Source organism: Caldalkalibacillus uzonensis, assembly GCF_030814135.1.
Classification (GTDB): domain Bacteria; phylum Bacillota; class Bacilli; order Caldalkalibacillales; family Caldalkalibacillaceae; genus Caldalkalibacillus; species Caldalkalibacillus uzonensis.
This window is the reverse complement of the sequence record NZ_JAUSUQ010000002.1, coordinates 104,064-125,291: the sequence shown is the minus strand read 5'-3', so window position 1 is coordinate 125,291 and position 21,228 is coordinate 104,064. Positions and strand designations below refer to the sequence as shown.

18 protein-coding genes and 1 pseudogene are annotated in these 21,228 nt (G+C 47.8%); 13 read left to right on the top strand and 6 right to left on the bottom strand.

The features are described from left to right. Positions 1-183 precede the first annotated feature (183 nt). The 10 genes and pseudogenes from J2S00_RS03460 (at position 184) to J2S00_RS19870 (ending at position 11,487) form a co-directional block, all read left to right on the top strand. Positions 184-1,617 carry a sigma-54 interaction domain-containing protein gene (locus J2S00_RS03460; RefSeq protein ID WP_307335439.1) on the top strand — a complete coding sequence of 478 codons (1,434 nt, stop codon included), beginning with the start codon at positions 184-186 and terminating at the stop codon, positions 1,615-1,617. 342 nt (positions 1,618-1,959) lie between these two features. After that, entirely contained in the window at positions 1,960-3,273 is a 1,314-nt protein-coding gene (locus tag J2S00_RS03455; protein WP_307335436.1) for a GntP family permease, read from the top strand. 61 nt (positions 3,274-3,334) lie between these two features. Continuing rightward, positions 3,335-4,108 (top strand): 3-hydroxybutyrate dehydrogenase, encoded by a 774-nt coding sequence (locus J2S00_RS03450; protein WP_370875826.1) that lies wholly within the window; start codon positions 3,335-3,337, stop codon positions 4,106-4,108. 118 nt (positions 4,109-4,226) lie between these two features. Further along, positions 4,227-5,369: a TRAP transporter substrate-binding protein DctP gene (gene dctP, locus J2S00_RS03445; RefSeq protein WP_307335429.1), complete on the top strand. Its 1,143-nt coding sequence runs from the start codon at positions 4,227-4,229 to the stop codon at positions 5,367-5,369. Between the two features lie 85 nt (positions 5,370-5,454). Then, the gene (locus J2S00_RS03440) at positions 5,455-5,967 is read left to right on the top strand and encodes a TRAP transporter small permease subunit (RefSeq protein ID WP_307335427.1); all 513 of its coding nucleotides are present in this window, start codon (positions 5,455-5,457) and stop codon (positions 5,965-5,967) included. Continuing rightward, complete coding sequence (locus J2S00_RS03435; protein ID WP_307335424.1) at positions 5,964-7,289, top strand: TRAP transporter large permease; 1,326 nt, start codon at positions 5,964-5,966, stop codon at positions 7,287-7,289. Before J2S00_RS03440 ends, J2S00_RS03435 begins: the two co-directional genes overlap by 4 nt. A gap of 67 nt (positions 7,290-7,356) precedes the next feature. Then, complete coding sequence (locus J2S00_RS03430; RefSeq protein ID WP_307335421.1) at positions 7,357-8,955, top strand: ATP-dependent acyl-CoA ligase; 1,599 nt, start codon at positions 7,357-7,359, stop codon at positions 8,953-8,955. A 92-nt stretch (positions 8,956-9,047) separates the two neighbouring features. Then, positions 9,048-10,234 (top strand): annotated as a pseudogene (locus J2S00_RS03425) (iron-containing alcohol dehydrogenase). Positions 10,235-10,339: 105 nt separating this feature from the next. Beyond that, complete coding sequence (locus tag J2S00_RS03420) at positions 10,340-11,251, top strand: phosphatase PAP2 family protein (RefSeq protein ID WP_307335418.1); 912 nt, start codon at positions 10,340-10,342, stop codon at positions 11,249-11,251. A gap of 143 nt (positions 11,252-11,394) precedes the next feature. Then, complete coding sequence (locus J2S00_RS19870; RefSeq protein ID WP_370875819.1) at positions 11,395-11,487, top strand: YjcZ family sporulation protein; 93 nt, start codon at positions 11,395-11,397, stop codon at positions 11,485-11,487. Positions 11,488-11,730: 243 nt separating this feature from the next. Here the strand turns inward: J2S00_RS19870 and acnA are convergent, their stop codons facing one another. Continuing rightward, positions 11,731-14,442, bottom strand: coding sequence for an aconitate hydratase AcnA (acnA, locus tag J2S00_RS03415; protein WP_307335415.1), 2,712 nt, complete (start codon positions 14,440-14,442; stop codon positions 11,731-11,733). Between the two features lie 287 nt (positions 14,443-14,729). Between acnA and J2S00_RS03410 the strand changes: the two genes are divergently transcribed. The 3 genes from J2S00_RS03410 to J2S00_RS03400 all read left to right on the top strand — a co-directional run bounded on the left by J2S00_RS03410 (position 14,730) and on the right by J2S00_RS03400 (position 16,390). After that, positions 14,730-15,467: an IclR family transcriptional regulator gene (locus tag J2S00_RS03410; RefSeq protein ID WP_307335412.1), complete on the top strand. Its 738-nt coding sequence runs from the start codon at positions 14,730-14,732 to the stop codon at positions 15,465-15,467. Positions 15,468-15,553: 86 nt separating this feature from the next. Beyond that, complete coding sequence (locus tag J2S00_RS03405; RefSeq protein ID WP_307335410.1) at positions 15,554-15,751, top strand: hypothetical protein; 198 nt, start codon at positions 15,554-15,556, stop codon at positions 15,749-15,751. A 51-nt stretch (positions 15,752-15,802) separates the two neighbouring features. Then, entirely contained in the window at positions 15,803-16,390 is a 588-nt protein-coding gene (locus J2S00_RS03400) for a YhcN/YlaJ family sporulation lipoprotein (protein ID WP_307335408.1), read from the top strand. Between the two features lie 72 nt (positions 16,391-16,462). On the opposite strand, the gene J2S00_RS03395 is transcribed toward J2S00_RS03400, so the two are convergent. From J2S00_RS03395 to J2S00_RS03375, 5 genes are all read right to left on the bottom strand, one after another. Further along, a complete protein-coding gene (locus J2S00_RS03395; RefSeq protein ID WP_307335406.1) occupies positions 16,463-17,011 on the bottom strand; it encodes a CBO0543 family protein in 549 nt (182 codons plus the stop codon). Positions 17,012-17,031: 20 nt separating this feature from the next. Next, positions 17,032-18,561 (bottom strand): spore germination protein, encoded by a 1,530-nt coding sequence (locus J2S00_RS03390; protein ID WP_307335403.1) that lies wholly within the window; start codon positions 18,559-18,561, stop codon positions 17,032-17,034. Between the two features lie 30 nt (positions 18,562-18,591). Continuing rightward, complete coding sequence (locus J2S00_RS03385) at positions 18,592-19,800, bottom strand: Ger(x)C family spore germination protein (RefSeq protein WP_307335401.1); 1,209 nt, start codon at positions 19,798-19,800, stop codon at positions 18,592-18,594. Positions 19,801-19,817: 17 nt separating this feature from the next. After that, entirely contained in the window at positions 19,818-20,921 is a 1,104-nt protein-coding gene (locus J2S00_RS03380) for a GerAB/ArcD/ProY family transporter (protein WP_307335400.1), read from the bottom strand. Positions 20,922-21,007: 86 nt separating this feature from the next. Further along, on the bottom strand, positions 21,008-21,211 hold the full coding sequence (locus J2S00_RS03375; protein WP_307335397.1) for a hypothetical protein: 204 nt from the start codon (positions 21,209-21,211) through the stop codon (positions 21,008-21,010). Positions 21,212-21,228: the final 17 nt, after the last annotated feature.

The window sequence follows — 21,228 nt, the reverse complement described above, 5'->3', positions numbered from 1 at the left end:
TATATCTCTCAGTGCAATCTGGAGAGATGAGCGCCGTTTATTTATGGATTGAGACATAGCATTGTATGGATGGGGGCAGGTAGTTGGTGGTCTCGGATCATGATATAATATTTTACTGAGTTTTGCGCATTTTCGTATGGTTTGACAAGATAAACCATTGGGAGATTGAGTGGGGGTGACCCTATGCACATCAAACGTTACGGATGGATTCACCGTCTACTTATTAAGCTGACCAATAGAGTAAAAGAAGCAGAAAAAGAGCTGGATTTGTACAAGACCGCCCTGGAACATGCCTATGAAGGTGTGGTCATGGTGGACAAAGAAGGTTATATTACCTCTATCAATGAAACGTATGCCTCATTCCTGGGCACAACTATCGATGAGGTCATTGGCAAGCATGTCACTGAAGTAATCGAAAATACAAGGATGCATATCGTAGTCAAAACAGGTGTTCCCGAACTGACTGAAGTCCAACATATCAAAGGCGGACAGATGATTGCCCATCGCATTCCGATCAAAAACAACAAAGGGGAAGTGGTGGCCGCCGTAGGTAAAGTATTGTTTCAAGATGTGGATGATTTGTTTACCATGAATGCTAAATTTGAAAAACTGAAAACTGAACTGGAACACTATAAAAGGGAATTAAACCGGCGAGTTGGGGCCAAATATTCCTTTAACCAAATTATTGGCCAAAGTCCCCAACTGAATGAGGTAAAGGAATTGGCCCGCAATGTGTCCAGCAGCCCGGCCACAGTTTTGCTTGTGGGGGAAAGCGGAACAGGGAAGGAGCTCTTTGCCCATGCCATTCATCAGGAGAGCAAGAGAGCTTATGGCCCTTTTATCCGGGTCAACTGTGCCGCCATTCCTGAAACATTGTTTGAATCGGAGCTGTTTGGCTACAAAGAAGGCTCCTTTACCGGCGCCCGGAAAACGGGGAAAAAAGGAAAGTTTGCTTTAGCACATAAAGGAACAATTTTTTTGGATGAAATCAGTGAAATGCCGTTAAACATGCAGGTCAAATTGCTGCGGGTTTTGCAGGAGAAAGAAATTGAGCCAGTGGGAGCAGACGTGCCTGAGCCTGTCGATGTACGGGTGATTGCCGCCACGAACAAAAATCTGGAGGAACTTGTGGCCCAAGGGAAGTTTCGTCAAGATCTCTATTACCGTTTAAATGTGATCACCTTGGAGATTCCGCCTTTACGGGAGCGGAAAGAGGATATTCCGCTCATGGTAAAACATATTTTGCAGGAGCTGAGAAAAGAAACGGGCATTAAAGTAACAGGCATATCAGAAAAGGCGGAACGCTTGTTGATGGCTTACGACTGGCCGGGGAATGTCCGCGAGTTGCGCAACGTACTGGAGCGAGCTCTATATGTGAAGAAGGGAGAGCAGATCACAGAAATGGACCTTCCGCCTTTATTGCTTAAACAGTCTGGTCCTTCCTCCGGTCAGCATGTGGCTCCCAAAACCTTAAAGGAACTGTTGGAAGAGAAGGAGGCGGAAATTATTCAGCGTGTACTGGCTGAGGAGGGGAATGATAAACTGGCCACGGCCCAACGACTTGGTATAAGTAAATCAAGTATATATGCAAAATTGAATAAGTACAACAGGGAGTGACCCGGTCCAAACTAACAACAGATGTAAACTAGCATTGGCTGTTCTTGCCAGCTCATATCCACCTGTCATGTAGATTGTGAGGGTGGATATTTTTATGCTGTTCAGCGTTCATTCCAAAAAATTAGACAAATAGTATAAAATATCGGAATTTTTATCCGGTGGACAAACTTAAAATCGTCTGTATAAAACCTCAGTCCGTATGTTCAGATCTAAGGCGTTACTGGTATTGTCAGTATATTTCTAAGATTTGACCGCAAATTGATTAGAATTGGCACCAACTTTGCTTTATGTTTTGTAAACGGTTTCGGTCATGATAGTAGATGATAGTAGGAGGTTGAACTCATGCTGAGTATGATTGGCCTGATTGGCGGATTAGCTTTACTTATTTTGTTAACGATGCGGGGAATGAATCTGCTCATCGCAGCCCCGTTGTGTGCCTTATTTCTGGCCGTGTTCAGCGGTATCCCTTTGTTTCCCCAATTGGCGGAGGAGGGAGAGGCAAGTCTGGTTGGCAGTTATATGCAAGGCTTTTCTGGATTTGTTGCTTCATGGTTTCTTATGTTTTTGCTGGGTTCTATTTTTGGGAAGGTGATGGAAGATGCGGGAGCAGCCGACAGTGTCGCCAAATGGGTGGTTGACCGCTTAGGCGTGAAGTATGCCGTTTTAGCAGTTGTAACGGCCTGCGCGATTTTAACCTATGGCGGAGTCAGTTTGTTCGTAGTGGCTTTTTCCGTCTACCCTATGGCCTTGGGATTATTTAAACAGGCCAATTTGCCTAGGCGGTTTATCCCTGCTGCTCTTGCTTTCGGATCCGTCACGTTTACGATGACATCGGCTGGTTCACCGGAGATTCAAAACTGGATCCCTATTCCTTACTTGGGGACCAGCCCTTATGCTGCCTGGGAAGTCAGTTTAATTGTAGCTGTGTTCATGGCTGTTTTTGGCTACTGGTGGCTGAAGAAAATGATAGCTAAAGCAGTGGCTAGGGGAGAAAGTTTTGAAGAACGGCCTAATGATCCCAAGGTCGATCAAGATCACCTTCCCAAGCCTGTGATGGGACTCATACCTCTGCTTGTGGTCCTGGTCGTCGCCTTTATCTTTCATGATTCCCTGGAACATTCAGCGCTCATTCTGGCCTTATTGAGCGGTGTGATCGCCACTTGGCTATGTAACCGCCGCTACTTAAAAAACGTATGGGAATCAGCTTCGGCGGGTACGCTCGGTGCTTTGGTGGCCATTGCCAATACGGCAGCTGTGGTCGGTTTTGGTTCGGTGGCCAGGGAGTCGGCAGCGTTTCAGATAGCGGTAGATGCCATCACCCACCTGCCCGGCGACCCGCTCATTGGTGCGGCCATTGCCATCAGTGTCATTGCCGGACTGACCGGATCTGCTTCCGGCGGCCAGGCCATTGCTTTGCCCATCTTGGCGCCCACTTACTTGGACATGGGCGTTAATCCTGATCAGCTGCACCGCGTAGTGGCGATCTCCTCCGGCGCCTTGGATTCACTGCCCCACAACGGTTATGTGGTCACCACGATCCGGGCCATCTGTGAGGAGACTCATAAAGAGGCTTATCCGGCAGTTGCAGCTGTGACGGTCATTACACCGCTCTTAGGAGTGATCTTGGCCATCCTCTTATTCTCATTGGGTTTATAGACATGTGATGACACTAAGTGCATATTCCATATAGAAGAGAGGGGAAAAGATGTTGAGTGATGTGAAAGGCAAAGTTTTATTTATTACAGGAGCGGCAAGTGGTATCGGCTTGGCTATTGCTGAAGCTTTTGCCCGTCACGGGGCCCGTGTCATGATCAGTGATATTAACGGGGCAAAAGCGCAGGAAGAAGCAGCCCGGCTGGCCAAAGAAGGTTGCTCAGTCCTCGGTATCACTTGCAATGTGTGTGAAGAGCACGAATTAAAGGCGGCGCTTGAACATACAGTAGAAACGTATGGACAAGTCGATATTCTGATCAACAATGCGGGGATGCAGCACGTCTCCTTCATTGAATCGTTCCCCACAGAGACATTCGAAAAAATGGTCCGGTTGATGTTAACTGCACCGTTTATGGCCATCAAATATGTGTTTCCCATGATGAAAAAACAACAGTTTGGCCGCATTATTAATATTGCCTCGATTAACGGGCTGATTGGATTCGCTGGAAAGGCGGCCTACAACAGTGCCAAACATGGTGTGATCGGACTGACCAAAGTGGCTGCCCTGGAAGGGGCCGAACACGGCATAACGGTCAATGCGTTGTGTCCAGGATATGTGGATACGCCACTGGTCCGCAACCAATTGGAAGACTTGGCCCGGACGCGTCAGGTTTCCCTGGATGAAGTGCTGGAGGAAGTGATTTATCCTCTCGTTCCTCAAAAAAGGCTGTTACAGGTGGAGGAGATTGCCCATCATGCCCTCTTTCTGGCCAGCTCAAAAGCACAAGGAATAACCGGTCAGACGGTGGTGATTGACGGGGGTTATACGGCTCAGTAGAGCCGTCCTTGCCCCCTTTCAATAAACTCATAACCACGGGGAGGTGCATCTATAAATTTCTGTTAATTCTAAATATTGGTTAATATTGAACTAACAAAATGCCAAAAGGGGGATATTTATGATCAAACGATTGGCTTACCTGATTATCCTGTTATTAGCAGTGATGGCGTTGACCACAGGCTGCTTGGAGCAGTCCGAATCGGCGAGTACTAATCCAACAAATTCTGAGGAGAAGGACCATAACGGTGGTGAAACATTTAACTGGAGAATGATCACCACCTGGGCGGCAGGATCTGTGCACTATGAACAGGACCAGCATTTTGTTGATTTGGTTCACAAGCTGAGTAACGGCCGGATCAATATCAACCTCCATCAAGTGGGTGAGCTGGCCCAAGCCAATCAGGTGTTGGATATGGTCAGTGATGGCACTGTAGAGATGGGAGGAGACTGGCCTAACTACTGGTCCGGCCGGAACACCGCCTTTGATCTTCTTGGCTCTCATGCTGTGGGATTAAACGGCATTGACTTCATGGTATGGATCTATGAGGCAGGGGGACTGGACATGTATCATGACATCTATGGTCAGCATAATACCATTTACTTTCCTCACACAGTCCATGGCATGGAGTCAGGTATCCGCTCTAACGTGCCTGTTGAAAGTCTTGATGATATCGCCGGTATGAACATCCGTTTTGTTGGCTTGATTCAGCAGCGTTTGTTACAGGAATTTGGAGGCAATCCTGTCAATCTTCCAGCCCATGAAATCTATGAGTCCCTGCAGAGAGGGGTAGTTGATGCAGCAGAGTTTGCCACACCATGGGCGGACAATATTGCTAATCTTCATGAGGTGACAGAGTACTGGGCGGCACCAGGGTGGCATCAAACAGCAGCGGTGTTTGGCGTGATGATCAATAAGGATGCATGGGACTCACTGCCTGATGATTTGAAAGAGATTGTTCAGATAGCAGCTAAAACAACCATGTTGGAACGTTCGATGAAAGCGATCTATATGGATGCAGTGAAAACCAACGAGATGATCGAAGAACACGGCATCACAGTTAACCAATATCCGGAGGAAGATTTGGCGCGTGTGGAAGAGGCTGTTCAACGTATATATGAGGAACTGGCTGCTGAAAACCCTGATTTTTCCAGGGTGTTGGAAAGCCAGCGAGCATATTTGAGAACATATGCCAACTACCGTGAATTCCAAGGACCATGGGGCTTTGGCAGCAATTACGGCTCCATGCTGAATAACGATTAAATGTGATAAGATTGACGGGCTATTTTGGGCCCGTCTCTTCCACATGAATCACTTGAAAAGACATTACAAGTCAGGAGAGAGTGACATGAATGGGATCAAAAAGGTGATACACATCATCGACACGGTTAATGACTGGATTGGAAAAATAGGTGCCTGGTCTGTACTTGTCTTAACGTTCCTGGTTGTATTTGAAGTGATCAGCCGCCGGGTGTTAAATTCGCCCACGATTTGGACCTACGAAACCATTACCATGGTTTACGGCTTCCATTTCATGATTGTGGCAGCTTACGCCCTGCTGCACAAGAGTATGGTATCCGTAGATATTATATATGAAAAATTTCCACTTAAAACAAGGGCCTGGCTGGATTTGTGCACCTATGTGCTGTTTTTCTTCCCGTTTGTGGTCGGTATTTTTTGGATCGGCATGGATTATGCCGCCAAATCCTGGGCGATCAAAGAGACTTCCAGTTCATTGTTTTCCCCTCCCGTCTATCCGCTCAAAACGGTGATTCCTGTTGCTTTCGGTTTGCTGCTCTTACAAGGCATCTCTGAGGTATTAAAGCGGATCGTTATCCTGGTCAAGGGGGAAACAGTATGAGTCTGGAGATCCTTTTTCTCATCTTCATGTTTATTGGATTAATGGTGGGTTTAGCAACCGGTCATCCCCTTGCTTTTGTATTGGGAGGGCTGGCCGTGATATTTGGTTTGATCGGCTGGGGCCCACAAACCCTTAATGTGTTTGTTAATGGTGTATTTGGTGCCATGAACAATTATACGTTGGTGGCCATTCCCTTGTTTACATTGATGGCCAATCTGCTGGCCCGCTCCTATATAGCTGAGGGACTGTTTGAATCACTGCGCTACTTGCTGGGCAGGGTGAGAGGGGGAATCGCCTTGGCCGTAATTTTGGTTTCTACTATTTTTGCCGCGACCACTGGCGTGGTTGGTGCTTCAGTCGTCACCATGGGCTTATTAGGTATTCATGTGTTGCTTAAATACAGTTATGACCAACGCCTTTCAACAGGGGTGGTGGCAGCTGGAGGGACGTTGGGGATCCTCATTCCGCCCAGTATCATGCTGGTTATAATGGGAGCTCAGTCTCAAGTTTCCGTTGGTGATCTGTTTAAAGCATCGTTAATCCCCGGACTGCTTCTGGCTTTTGCCTATTGCCTGTATGTTCTGTTTATTTGCTGGCGCAAACCGGAATATGGACCGGCATTATCCGCCGAAGAAGCGGCAGCCGTCCCAATCAAGCAAAGGATCAAGGGCAGTCTGGTCAACATGATCCCGCCTATTATTTTGGTGGTGGCAGTGTTGGGTTCCGTCTTTTCCGGTGTGGCTACCCCGACTGAAGCCTCTGGTGTGGGTGCCTTCGTCGCCCTATTGATGACCATGGTGTACCGCAAATTTAGTTTTAACATGTTGAGCGAGGCTGTATATGATACAGCCAAGACGACAGCTATGGTGCTCATTATCTTAGTTGGAGCCAATGCTTTTGCTTCCATGTTTCTGGCCCTCAGTGGTGATCAGCTGATTCAGGGACTGGTGGAGGCCTTCGGGTTAAACGCCTGGGGCGTTTTTATCCTGATGCTGATGGTCACCTTTGTACTGGGCATGTTCATCGACTGGATCGGCATTGTGATGATTGTTTTTCCCATCTTTTTACCTCTGTTGCATGCGTACGACTTTAATATGCTATGGGTGGTCACCTGTATTGCTTTAATGCTTCAAACCTCGTTCTTAACTCCTCCTTTCGGCTATTCGTTGTTTTACATTAAAGGCATTGTGCCACCGTCGGTCAAACTCTCCACCATTTACAAAGGGGTTTTGCCGTTTGTCGTCATTATCCTGCTGGTGCTGGCAGTGGCGATCATCTTCCCTGAGTTGATTTTGTGGCTGCCCGATGTGTTGAAAAACTAAGAAACCTTGGTATGAACCAAAGTGACCAAGCGTATACATCGTTACAGGCAGGGAGGAGGTTGTGGAAATGAATCTTTATCAATTTTTGCTCCAACAGATTGAAAAAAGTCCGGATAAAATCTATCTCCGCTTTAAAGATCAACAGATCACTTATGCCTCATTATATGACCGGGTAAACCGGATGGCAGCAGGGTTGGAGAGAGTAGGGATACAAGAAGGGGATACGGTGTGTCTGATGCTGGACAACTGTCCGGAGTACTTGGATATCTGGTTTGCACTGTCTTCCCTTGGGGCAGTCAAAGTGCCCCTTAATGTGCACCTTAAGGGAGAAGGGTTGCGCTACATCCTTGATCATTCCGATTGCAAGCTGATCATCGCCCATCCCCAGTATCAGGCTAAAATCTTAGACAAGTTGCCTGAAAGTTTAAGAGGGGTTAAAATCGTGCTGGCTGGTGCAGATGAACAGGGGCAAAAATTGCTTTCCACTCAGTCTAACAATGCTTGTCCTGTCCTGGAGTGGCAGGAGCTAACCGCAACGGATCTCCAGCCGCAACGAACCTGTGCTGTTCGTGGTCAGGATGTGAACAGCATCCTCTATACATCGGGCACGACCGGTTTGCCCAAAGGAGTGATGTTAAGCCACCATGCCTATGTTAATGCTGGAGAAGCATTTGCCCGGGAAATGATAGGTGCGCGGCCTGGGGACATTTTGTTTACCAACTTGCCCCTTTTCCATGTCAATGCCCACACCACCACAGTGCTGGGCTCTATCTCCGTTAACGCCACCATTGCCTTGGAAAAACGGTTCAGCGCCTCCCGTTTTTGGCAGGATATCCGTTACCACCAGGCCACAATGTTTAATGCCTTGGGTTCCATGATCACCATTTTGTGTAAGCAGCCGGAGAATGAAGACGACCGGGACAATCCGGTCCGGTTGGCCGCCTGTGCCGCCACCCCAAAAGAATTTTGGTCCTATTTTGAGAAGAGGTTTGATTTACGTATCGTTGAGGGCTATGGTTTGACTGAAACGGCTGGATTTTGTATGGCCAATCCTCTTCAGGCCAACAGGCCTCCTTCAATCGGCCGGCCTCTCTCCTATATCGAGATGCAGGTGGTCAATGACCAGGGAGAAAAGGCCGCTCCGGGAGAAGTCGGGGAAATTCTCATCCGCTCAGACCAACCTCATACACTAATGGAGGGCTATTACAAGAATCCTGAGGCCACCTGTGAGGCTATGGCGGGAGGATGGTTTCACTCTGGAGATCGGGGATATCAAGATGAAGAAGGCTACTTCTACTTCGTCGACCGGATCAAACAATGTATTCGCCGCCGCGGGGAGAACATTTCTTCCTGGGAGATTGAAAAAGTAGTGAATACGCACCCCAAAGTACTGGAATCGGCAGCGGTCGGTGTTCCTTCTGAATTGGGCGAAGAAGATGTCAAAATTTTTGTGATTGTCAGGGAAGGAGAACAGCTTTCACCTGAAGAATTATTAGATTGGTGCCAGGAACGGATGGCTTATTTTATGGTCCCCCGCTATGTTGAGTTCACCAACGCCTTTCCCAAAACGGCCACGGAACGGATCCAAAAATTTAAACTGAAGGAAATGGGGATCGGCAATGCCTGGGACAGGGAGAAAGCTGGCTATGTCGTCAAGCGGGATTAACCAGGAAAGTCTTGATCTGCTGTGTTCATAAAAGGAATTTTTTAAGAGAACCAAGTGAATAACGGCATTACAAACTGGAAGGAGAGGGGAATGTGGTGTCCAAAAAGGACCTAAAGCTCAGTACCTTTGCCGAGTTTCGCCTGCCGCCAGAGGTGTACTACGGACAAGGGGCTTTGTCCACATTAAAGGATGTTGTGCCCTGTCTTGGTTCCAAAGTGCTCATTATTAGTGATGAAGTGATGGAAAAAATAGGCCATGTGGAGCGTTGTGTCACTTATGTGCAAAAAGCTGGAGCAGCCCATGTCACTTATATGGGTGTCAACACAGAACCAACAGATGTGTATGTGGATGAAGCACTGCAGATGCTGCAGGAACAGAACTGTGACCTCATTGTGGCGGTTGGTGGGGGAAGCTGCATAGACACTGCCAAAGCGGTTGCTGTGGTGGCTACAAACGGCGGATATATTGGTGAGTATGTGGGAGGGCAAAAACCGATTACAAAGGACCCTGTTCCGTTTATTGCCATTCCGACTACAGCTGGTACCGGATCGGAAGTGACCAGTGTCACGGTTATCACCAACACCACTGCTGATGTCAAAATGATGATCAAGCATCCGGCCTTTATTCCTGCTGTTGCCATTGTTGATCCGCTCTTGACTGTGACTTCACCTCCCAAGGTGACTGCAGCTACCGGGGTAGATGCCTTGTGTCACGCCATAGAAGCCTATCTCTCCAGAAGGGCTCAGCCGCTGACAGACACATTGTCCTTGGAGGCAATCCGTCTGATCAGCTCATCCATTCGCCGTGCATATCAGCAGGGAGAGGACTTGGAAGCCAGAGACAGGATATGCAAGCAGGCATTGCTTTTTCCAATGCCTCAGTCTGTCTGGTGCATGGTATGTCCCGTCCCATAGGCGCTTTGTTTCATGTTCCCCACGGGGTGTCCAATGCCATGCTGTTACCGGCAGTACTGGAGTATACTTTGGAAGCTTGTATTGATCGCATGGCAGTGATCGGCCGTGTCATTAAGCCGGAGCTGGAAGGGCAAGATGATCAAAAGGCCGCACAGGCAGCGGTACAGGAAATTAAACAATTGTGTCGGGATCTTAACATTCCCAATATGAAAACATGGGGCATTGATGAGAGCCGGCTTAGGAAGGTCTTGGATAAAATGGCCCGGGATGCCCTGGCTAGCGGCAGCCCGGCCAACAACCCACGGGTTCCAACCCATGAAGAGATTGTCAAACTGTATGAGTATTGTTATGATTATGATTATTAGCGGATTAGGTTGCATGGGCGTTGGTGTTGTTACATCAGCGCCTTTACATGCTTGTTTGGACATATGTTTTTTGAGGAAGATAAGTGAATAAGGAAGTGAAAACCCGTGACTCAAATTGATTTTTTAATCTGGGTTACCTCATGGCAAAATCCAATTTTAAATGCTTTGGCTGCTGTGTTTACGTTTATGGGGGATGAGGAATTTTATTTTCTTGTTTTGCCTTTTGTATACTGGTGTTTTTCAAAAGCAATCGGTTTTCGTCTTGCTTATATTTTTCTTGTTTCTATTTATGTCAATGCTTTTGTTAAAATTAATACCGGTCTCCCACGCCCGGTGGGAGTAGAGGGAATTAACTCTATTTTTGTCTCTTCGGCAGAGGTTGGCAGTCATTATCCTTATGATTCCTTCCCTAGTGGCCATGCCCAAGGCTCCACAACATTATGGGGCTATCTGGCCTATGTCGTTAACAAACCCTGGTTTTGGGTTGTTTCCGTGGTATTGATTTTTTGTATCTCTTATACCCGTTTATATGCTGGATTGCACTGGCCCCTGGATGTGGTGGCCGGCATTCTAATAGGGATTATTGTCCTGGTTGTTGGGATAAGGATCTCTCAGGCAGTGAGCCAGGTACCATCCTGGTTGCAGTGGTTATTGGCTTTCGGGTTCCCCTTGCTTCTTCTGGTTCTGTTCAGGGAGTCTGAAGGGGTGAAGTATTCCGGCTTTTTGTTTGGGGCGGGCGTAGCTTATTTGTTGGAGCTTCGCTATGTTCAGATGAACTTGCGTACAGCGGTGTGGAAAAAAGCAATTGCCTTTTTGATTGGCATGGACGGGATCATCGCTTTACAAACGGGTCTCAAAATTATCTTGCCAACTTACCTGATGAGTGACTTTCTCCGTTATGCCGTAGTGGGCATATGGGGGATTGGTCTGGCACCCTGGGTATTTGTCAAGGTGGGTTTGTACCCTACGGACCTAGACTTGGGCACCCCTCCTGGACATAAAACAGCAGAAGCTTAAATAATAAGGATACTGGGAGCCAGCTCTCGCAGGTTCGATAATTCCACTATTGTCCTCATATACTCGTCCTATTCAAAGGTCTGGTACAAAGCATATGCTGGTACTGTGAGGCCTCACGAATTAATGTTGGGGAGGTGCTTGTAATGATTTTTGACGACTTTACCTTAATCGTAGTGTTGTTTGTTCTGTTAATCATTGTTGGCTGCGCCTGCTTTGTTAAAGTTCCTAGATGGTAATTAAAGCGTTAATCCCTTTCTCCTTTCTTCTATCCCTATCCAAATAGGGATAGAATTTTTGTACGCCCGGCATGGGTGCCCAGCCGCTACACTGAGTAAAAGCCCGAGAACTCTGGAAAACCTTATATCATTGTTTTTAGAGCTTTTGATTTAGAAACTGTAGCCACTGAAAATAGGCTGTGGATCTGCTCCACAGCCTTTTCTGATGGGTTTGATGAGGTGTTTATCTGAAAGCCTGCATCATCAGGCACTTTGGACCATTTGGCGCAACACTTTTTGCAAGATACCGCCGTTCTTGTAGTACTCAATATCAACCACGCTGTCCAGACGGACAATCACGTTAAATTCAAAGCTGGATCCGTCTTCGCGTGTGGCCCGCACGGTTAAGGTTTGACCCGGTTTCAGATCATTGTCCAAGCCAAGAATATCGAAAGTTTCCTGACCAGTAATCCCCAGCTGTTTCCAACCTTGGCCCTCTTCAAACTGCAGCGGCAGAACACCCATGCAGACCAGGTTGGTGCGGTGGATGCGCTCAAAGCTTTCCGCAATCACAGCTTTAATCCCCAGCAGATTGGTCCCTTTGGCAGCCCAGTCACGGGAGCTTCCGGTTCCATACTCTTTACCGGCCAAGACGACGAGCGGTGTGCCGTCTTGCTGATATTTCATGGCAGCATCGTAGATGGGCATGATGTCACCAGTAGGCAGATAAGGTGTATAACCGCCTTCGGTGCCGGGTGCCATCTGGTTGCGGATGCGGATGTTGGCAAAGGTACCGCGCATCATCACTTCATGGTTACCACGGCGGGAACCATAGGAGTTGAAGTCTTTGCGCTCTACGCCACGTTCCAGGAGGTATTTGCCTGCCGGGCTGTCAGGCGCGATGTTACCGGCCGGTGAAATGTGGTCGGTGGTGACAGAATCACCAAGCAAGGCCAGTGCTTTGGCCCCTTTGATCTCTTCGATGTCACCCACTTGGGCCTCAAGATTTTCAAAGAACGGAGGCTCCTGAATGTAAGTGGATTTCGGATCAAACTCGTACAGATCGCCTTGCGGGGCATCGATTTCGTTAAAGCGCGGGTTAGATTCAAAGACGTTTTCATATTCTTTCTTGAACAAGTCAGAGTTGACGGTTTGCAAGGCAGCCTGCAACTCTTCCGGTGTTGGCCAGATATCTTTCAAGTAAACAGGATTGCCATCCTGATCATAGCCGAGCGGTTCATTTTGCAAGTCGATGTTCATTGTGCCGGCAATAGCGTAAGCCACGACAAGGGGCGGCGAAGCCAGGTAGTTGGCTTTTACTTGGGCGTGAATGCGTCCTTCAAAGTTGCGGTTACCACTCAGCACAGAGCAGACAGTTAAGTCATTTTCGGCAATGGCTTTGGAGACCTCATCCGGCAAGGGACCGGAGTTACCGATACAGGTGGCACAGCCATAACCAGCCACGTGGAAGCCTAATGCTTCAAGCGGCTCCATTAAACCGGCATCGATCAGGTACTGGGTGACCACTTTGGATCCCGGGGTTAAGCTGGTTTTCACATAGCCCGGTTTGGTCAGTCCCTTTTCAACCGCTTTTTTGGCGACGAGACCCGCTCCCAGCATGACGCTCGGGTTGGATGTGTTGGTACAGCTGGTAATGGCAGCAATCACCACGGAACCATTGGTCAATTCAGATGTTTCCCCATTAGGATGCTCCACTTTCACTTTTTTCTGCAGATCATCGTCAGACAGGCCGAAGCCGCCCTCATCAATAGGCGCATGCAAGGTGTTGTTGAAGCTCTCCTTCATTTTAGACAACACAATGCGGTCTTGAGGACGTCTCGGTCCAGCCAGTGTGGGTTCAATGGAGCTTAAGTCTAATGTCACTGTGTCGGAAAAGACAGGTTCAGCACTGTCGTCGGTTCTAAACAAGCCTTGTGCTTGATAATAAGCTTTAACCAGCTGCACTTGCTCTTCGCTGCGTCCAGTGAGACGGAGATAGTCCAGGGTTTGTTCATCAACAGGGAAGAAGCCCATGGTGGCACCGTACTCAGGAGCCATGTTGGCTACGGTGGCACGGTCAGCTACGCTGATGTTGGACAATCCGTCACCGTAGAACTCAACAAACTTGCCAACAACGCCTTTTTTGCGCAAGATTTCAGTTACAGTTAAGGCCAAGTCTGTTGCTGTTGCGCCTTCAGGCAGACGGCCGGTTAATTTGAAACCAACGACCTCAGGAGTGACGAAATACAAGGGTTGTCCCAGCATACCGGCTTCAGCTTCGATACCACCGACACCCCAGCCGACAACACCGATCCCGTTGATCATGGTGGTGTGGGAGTCAGTACCAACCAGGGAATCCGGGAAGACCTGCTGTTCGCCGTCCACCTCTTTGGTTGCTGCTACACTGGCCAGATACTCCAGGTTCACCTGGTGTACAATACCAGTGGCCGGGGGCACGATTCTAAAGTTGTCAAAGGCCGTTTGTGCCCAGCGCAAGAAGCGATAGCGCTCCTGGTTACGCTCAAATTCCACGTTCATGTTGTACTCCAGGGCGTCCTTGCTTCCAAATTTATCTACCATGACAGAATGGTCGATAACCAGATCCACAGGAACGAGTGGGTTAATTTGCTTCGGATCACCGCCGTCTTTGGCCACTTTAGAACGCATGGCCGCAAGGTCAACAACAGCAGGAACACCAGTAAAGTCTTGCAAGACAATCCGAGCCGGCTTAAACGGAATTTCACGGTCTTTATCTTCCGTTTCAGCCCAATTGGCAATGTGTTTGACATGATCTTCCGTAATGCCTACCCCGTCCACTTGGCGTAAGGCTGCCTCCAGAAGCACTTTAATGGAAAAGGGCAACTTGGAGACGGCACCTACCCCTTGTTCTTCCAGTTTGGGGAGGGAGAAATAGGTATACGTTTTATCCCCGACCTGCAGTGAGGATTTGACAGAAAAAGGATCACGATACGTCATCAAAAAACCTCCTTCTCATGAGTGCAAAGCTGTCCCACCCTAGTTTTACCCTTTGAAACATGGTTTCTCTTTACGCCCCTATTATAGCTTAAATATAAGGCAATGTACATAAAAAAATAATGATAATAAGCCCTTTAAACCAAGAAAAGACACATCCTGCCTTGAGAATATGATTTGTGGTAAGAGGTAAGCGCTCGCAAAGACAGTTTACCTTTAGTGGACAACAAGGTATAATTAAAAATTAAAACACTTTGTTTCACACAATGAAACCATAAGGGTGAATAAGGATGGAAAAAAAGACGGTGCGATCCGTTGAACGGGCACTAGATATTTTATTATGTTTTACAACTCAAAACGAACTCACACTAACAGAAATCAGTCACCAGGTAGGTTTAAATAAGAGCACTGTTTACCGCTTGCTGGCCTCATTGGAGAAAAAAGGATTTGTGACTAAAGATGAAGCCACGGAAAAATACCGCTTGGGCTTCCGCGTGTGGGAACTGTCCGCCCATTTGGAGAGGGTGGACGATCCGGCCGTGATGCTGTTGCCTGAAATGGAACGTTTACGGGATATTTTAGATGAAACAGTCACCTTGTATGTGCGGGATGGCAAGGAACGGGTAAGGGTTCAAGCTGTTGAGAGCAAGCAAACCATCCGCCGGGTGGCACCTATCGGCGTGCGCATGCCCCTAAATGTCGGGGCTTCAGGTAAAATTCTGGTGGCTTATGCGGAGCCTGATGTCCAGGAAATGATCCTCAATGATCCTGACTGGCCTGAGCACATCGACAAAGAGGTATTTATGTTGCAGTTATTAAAAATCAGGCAGCTGGGATATGCCACCAGTGTAGAGGAGCGGGAAGCAGGCACCTCCGCCATTGCTGCGCCCATTTTAAACCGGCAGGGTAAATGTGTGGCTGCTTTGGCCGTTTCGGGACCGTCCGGGCGGCTTACCCCGGATAAAATGGAGGAGTTTGCGCCGATTGTGATTGATTTTGCCTCCCGAATGAGCAAAATGGTGGGTTAGGCCACTGCTTTGTATTATTTTCCTAAAAAGGTCATCTCATATTCATCTTGGGCATGGGTCATCCTACTCTTAAGGAGTGATGACCCATGTCTTTTTGGCAGCGTATGGCAGAGATTAATTTACTGGTGTGGATCAGCGGTGCGTTCATCTTTCATGGCCTCCTGTATTTCCTTCTGGGAACGCCCAACTGGCTTAGTGTGACGTTAATGGCCACGCTGGTATGGGCCTTTGGCTTGCTGATCATTCGGGCCATCGGCCGGGCCCTGATCCGGCAAAAAACATAGACAAGACTCCAGAAAACACCGGTAAGTCCATGGATGAAGGAGGCAATACTTGTGGAAAAATTGATCTGTTTAAGCCGGATACTGAGAAGCGGTATCCTTGTTGCCTGTTGTATAGTGCTGCTTCTTAACGGTGGTTGTGCCATGGATAACCAAGAACAGCGGTTTCAAGCCGATCACAACCTAGAGCAGCAAATGCACAAGAAAGAAGAGCAGGAGCGTCAAACACAAAAACAAGCTCCTCCTGCCAAGGCGAAGCAAAAACAAGCCCAGTCATCAGGCCAATCCTCCGGCCAAAAGCAAGGCAAACCTAAAAAAATTAAAGTGGATCATGATACTGCCAATCGTTCTAAACTGATCGCCAAATCAGTGGATGGGGTCACAGATGCAGCGGTGGTCGCCATTGATCAGGACCTTTCTGTCGCGGTTGATGTGGCCCAGATGAAACGTTTTCAACTCAAAGCGATTCGCAAGGAAATATTCCATCAATTGCGCAAGGCCTACCCTGATTATAAGGTGCATGTCAGCACGGACCGCAAAATTCTGCAGGAGTTAAAAAAACTGGAGGAAAAAACGTACCAGCAGCAAACGGAGGCTGAGAAAAAACGCCTGCAAAAGATAAATGAAGATATGAAAGGCTAAAGCGAATTGTAAGAGCGTGTTGGTCGCCACACGCTCTTTTGTATGAAGACGGGCCAATCTTCTGTTCGGATCTTAAAGAGGTGCGTGATGGTTACGTTTACTGAGGTAGTGGGCAGCCAAATAAATCAGTGCATAAATCGGCAAGGAATAAATGTGTTTCCATTCCTTAGGGTGATAATGGCCAAGCCAGTCAAACAGGGGCTCACCAATATAAGCGGCCAGCCCGGCAAACAAGAGGGCTTTTAACCAGGGATGAAGTTGCGGTTTCACTTGAATGACCAGCATCGCAGCGACGGGCAGCAAGGAAAAGTCCCAGGGAATAAACGAGGGGATGGTGGGGATGACATCAATATGATAACGCCAAATGCCCAGAGTCGTGCCCAAAAAATCAAGCCAAGAACTGACCAGGATCACAAAAAAGCCGGCGTACAGCAGGCGGTCGGTGCTTTCCTTTTTACGCCAGATGTACCATATGAGCCAGGGCAAAATGGTCAAGGCGAGGGCCAGCCACCATTCCCAGCGGAAGATGATGTGTTCACCCCAAATGTGATGCAGCCGTTGGTTGGCTTGTTCTACGAGAGTGTAGGCTTGTTCAATTTGACGAATAACCTCTTGTGTCATGAAAATCACTTCCGTCGCTTTCAGTTTTGTCTTTTATTATCCAGTGTGCGTGGTTCATCGGTCCGCAGCCGCATGAGGGGGACTGGGGCCCGCAGGATAAGGTCCAGCCAATCCAGGAAACGGTAGGGTGCAAACGGAGACAGATAATAACTTCCGAAACTGCGCAAGCCGACCAAATGAATGTTAATCAAGATATAGACAATGATAATGCCGTACAAACCCATGGTGGCAGCCGCCACCATGAGCACAAAGCGGAGCAGCCGGAAGGTAATGCCAACATTGTAAGCGGGAATGGAAAAGGAAGCAATGGCGGTCAGGGCCACCACGATGACCATGATGGGGCTGACGATTCCGGCTCTGACGGCTGCATCGCCGATGACCAGACCGCCCACAATGCCAATGGTTTGGCCGATGGGGCTAGGCAAGCGGACCCCCGCTTCCCTTAATAACTCCAGCGAAAATTCCATCAGCAGCGCTTCTACAAAGGCTGGGAAAGGCACGCCCTCCCGTGAACCGGCTATGGATAAAGCCAAGGGGGTCGGGATCATCCCCTGGTGGTAGGAGACCATGGCGACATAGAGAGAGGGGAGAAACAACGCGATAAAAGCAGCCCCATAACGGAGGAGGCGGATCACAGATCCAATCTGCCAGCGCTCGTAATAATCCTCAGGGGATTTCAGCAATTGATGAAAGGTGACAGGCAGCATTAAGACATACGGGGTTCCATCCACCAAGATCACCACTTGGCCATTGGTTAGGGCGGCGGTTGCTTTGTCCGGCCGTTCCGTTTGTTGCACCTGGGGGAAAGGGGACAAGACATTGTCTTCAATCAGCTGTTCCAGAGTGCCGCTTTCCGCTATATCATCAATATCGGCACAGGCGACACGGTAGCGTACTTCTTCAATCAGATCATGGTTAGCAATCCCTTTAATATACAGCAAGGCAAAATCCCGCTTGGAACGCCGCCCCAGTTGACCGGTTTGAATGACCAGATTAGGATCTCTGAGCCTGCGGCGAATAAGGGAAATGTTGGTCCGTAAGGTTTCATTAAACCCGTCCCTAGGTCCACGAACCACTACTTCGCTCTCTGGCTCCTCAATGGCCCGCTCATTAAATGCTTTGGTCCCCAACACGATCAATCGCTTGACCCCATCAATCACAAGGATTGATTCCCCTCCTAAAAAGGGGAGGATGGCCTGATCAAAGGAGTCCAAAACCTTAACCGATGAGAGCGTTAGCACTTCTTGCAGCGAGCTCTTCAGGTTTTGAGAATGCTGAATCTTTTGGGCTTCAGAAGGGGACAGTTGAATCAAGGGTTTGATCACATCTTCCTCTATGCAATCTTCATCTGTTAACCCGTCAATAAAAAAGAGAGTAGCGGAGATGGTTTTTGCTATATAAATATCCCGTTTGGAAACATCGCTGCTTTCCCCTACAATGTTTTCAATGGAGGCCACTGTTTGTTTCAGGTCAGTGGAGAGTGTCATATCATATTCCGCTCTTTTACGCACATTGTCTTTGTTAAGACGTCTCAATAAACGGCCAAACATTTAATCACCTCCCTGCTCCGTTTATGTCCGTTAATCCAGACGCTCATTAAGCATATAATGCCGGATTCGCACTTTGGCTGTGATATCCACTTCAGCCTTGCGGAATTCTCCGTTCTCTCCGTCCCAGTTCTCCTTAATATGTTTCCAGTAAGCATAATCGTTTTGCTTTATTTTTTGTCCTAATTGAAAGATATCTGTATAAAACTCTGTTTGCATTTTGTGGAGGACACGACTGGCTTGTTCTTCAATTTTCTTGGCCACAGACTGTTCAAGTTTTCTTATGTTTTGTTCATCATTAATCTCAATCTGATGCAACCAGCTTTCACCCAGGGAACCTTCAGCCCTGATCTCGACGTGAAACCGGTTTATCTCTTGATGGCGTTCGTAGGTCACTTTGGTACTCATCTTATCGGTCTCAAAAACAATCATATGACCTTGTTCATATTCCGTCTCTAATACACCGTTCTTCGCGTTGCCCATGATCCAGTTATATCCTTTTACATCTTCTTCGCCCAGCCAGCCCACCATCTGGTTTGTTTTTCCCAGGAACACCGCTGCTCCTGCAACTTTCAAGTCCCCCTTTTCCCCTTTGGTGATGCGGGAAATAAGATAACTTTCCTGTCCAAGCACTCTGGCGGACACATCCCCGATTTCGGTGGGTTCGATGGATTCGAGGACCCTCGTATAATTTTCGTCGGTCATCTCGATGGAGAGAGCAGGCATATCTTCCAAAGGCAGCTTGTCTTCCAAAATGCTCCGGGCCTCTCCTTTGGTAATTAAAATGTGTGTTCTGCGCCGCATTTCATGATCACGTATATAAAAATCAATCAAGTGTTCCAACAAGCCTTGGCGCGCCAGCTCCTCATTAATAAGGATGACTTTTAGATGCTCATAGTTCATGATACGGCTTCGTCTTGAGGCAAGATTACGCCCTATTTTAAAGTTGGTCAGATCAGAAGCGGTGATGTTAAAAAAAGGTTGAAGGCCATTGCGAGGCCCTTCAGTTGACTGCGTCAACTGGCTGGGGATGGCCACTTGAAAAGTGGCGCTAAAACGCCTATCGTGTTCATGGACAGGCGTTCTCGTTTCCTGCTCTGCCTCACGTGCCAACCGCTCCTGATCGCGACTGGGATCAAAGGCAACAGCCATCACAAATCCGATCTCTTCAATTTCCCTTCGATCCCAGCACCCGCTTAACACCAGGCAGATTAACAGTACTACCACAAGTCCTTTTCTCATTTGTCTTGATCCCTCTGTCATGTTGCTGTTTTTTTACGCATCCATACGCTCACATAACCACTTCCCAGCCCCAAGAAATAGAGAGCTGCTCCCATCCAGCCCACCCATTCGCTAAAAGTAAACAGTTCAGTAATAGAATCAGGAATAAAAGCGATGATGAATATAACAAAGGCGATCAGGGACGGAAGCCAGGCCACTTTAGTATGTGGCAAGAATTGATCATTTATGATGGTGACCGTCAAGAACTTGGCCATGGTCACAGTGTTAAAAATGGTCATGATCCATATGGTGATCATTAACGATTCCAGACGTTCAAAAAAGCCGCCCGGTACCTCTACTTCTTTTGCTAATTCGATAGTAGGGAAGGTAATCACTTTCACAGTCTCCAAAGAAAATACAGCGTAGCTCATCACCGTGACCATCACATATACCAAAGTAAGCAGGAAGACGCCGCTATTTAAGGGAGTGGCACGCAGATGGTTGGAGGTCATATGTGCCATGAAAAAGAAAATAATTTCAATGCCCAAAAAAGCAACAATCGTTTCCTTTACTCCGTTAAGGATCGGTGATACTCCTTCACCTAAAACAGGAAGGAGGTTGGAAAGCTCCATCGAAGGAATATTAAAGCAAAGAATACCCAGTCCAATGAAGAGTGTGATGGGAAGAAACAAAAGATTTAAGTGGATAATGCCTTGTAATCCTTTGGATACGGCATAGGTTGTGGATAACAAAAACAGACTGGCGATGGCTTCAGAGGGCGTTCGGTCCAGGGCATACATCCGCACCATAAAGACCAAGGTACGCACGACATATGCAGCATTAGATAAAAAATAAAGGACATAGGCCATACCCATCAACATGGCCCACCACTTTCCAAGGGTTCCCTGACGCAAATATCCCATTAGCGTTTGTCCAGGAAAGTGACGCTGTAAGCGGGTATAAAGTGTCACCAGGCCAGCCACAGTCAAACCGCTAATCATAATCGACATCCAGCCGTCGGGAGAATTCATTGTCTCGGCTAATGCGCGGGGCAGCACAAATACAGCTATACCGAGACACATGGCCATGATTGAGATGGACATCTCAAGGGAACTGATTTTGTAGTTGAACTGGTTACTCATGATTGAAACACCCATTCTTTCTTTGAATAAACGGACCAGGTAACTCCTCAAAATCGGGAAATGGTGAGATGGTCCAAGCGCCTAGTTTATCTGTGCTCGTGAAACTCTTGTATAATTTCCTCCCTTCTTTTTAGATTATCTTCTCTCATCCAAGGCAAAATGGCTTTGTTCTTTAACCATTTGGTGGTATATTGAACGGTAACGGAGATGAGAAATGTTCCTAGTGCTGACCATAAAACGGATCGTTCGGGCATAAACCCCAGAATGCGGTTGCTTAACTCTTCTAACATGGCTCTCCTCCGACAAT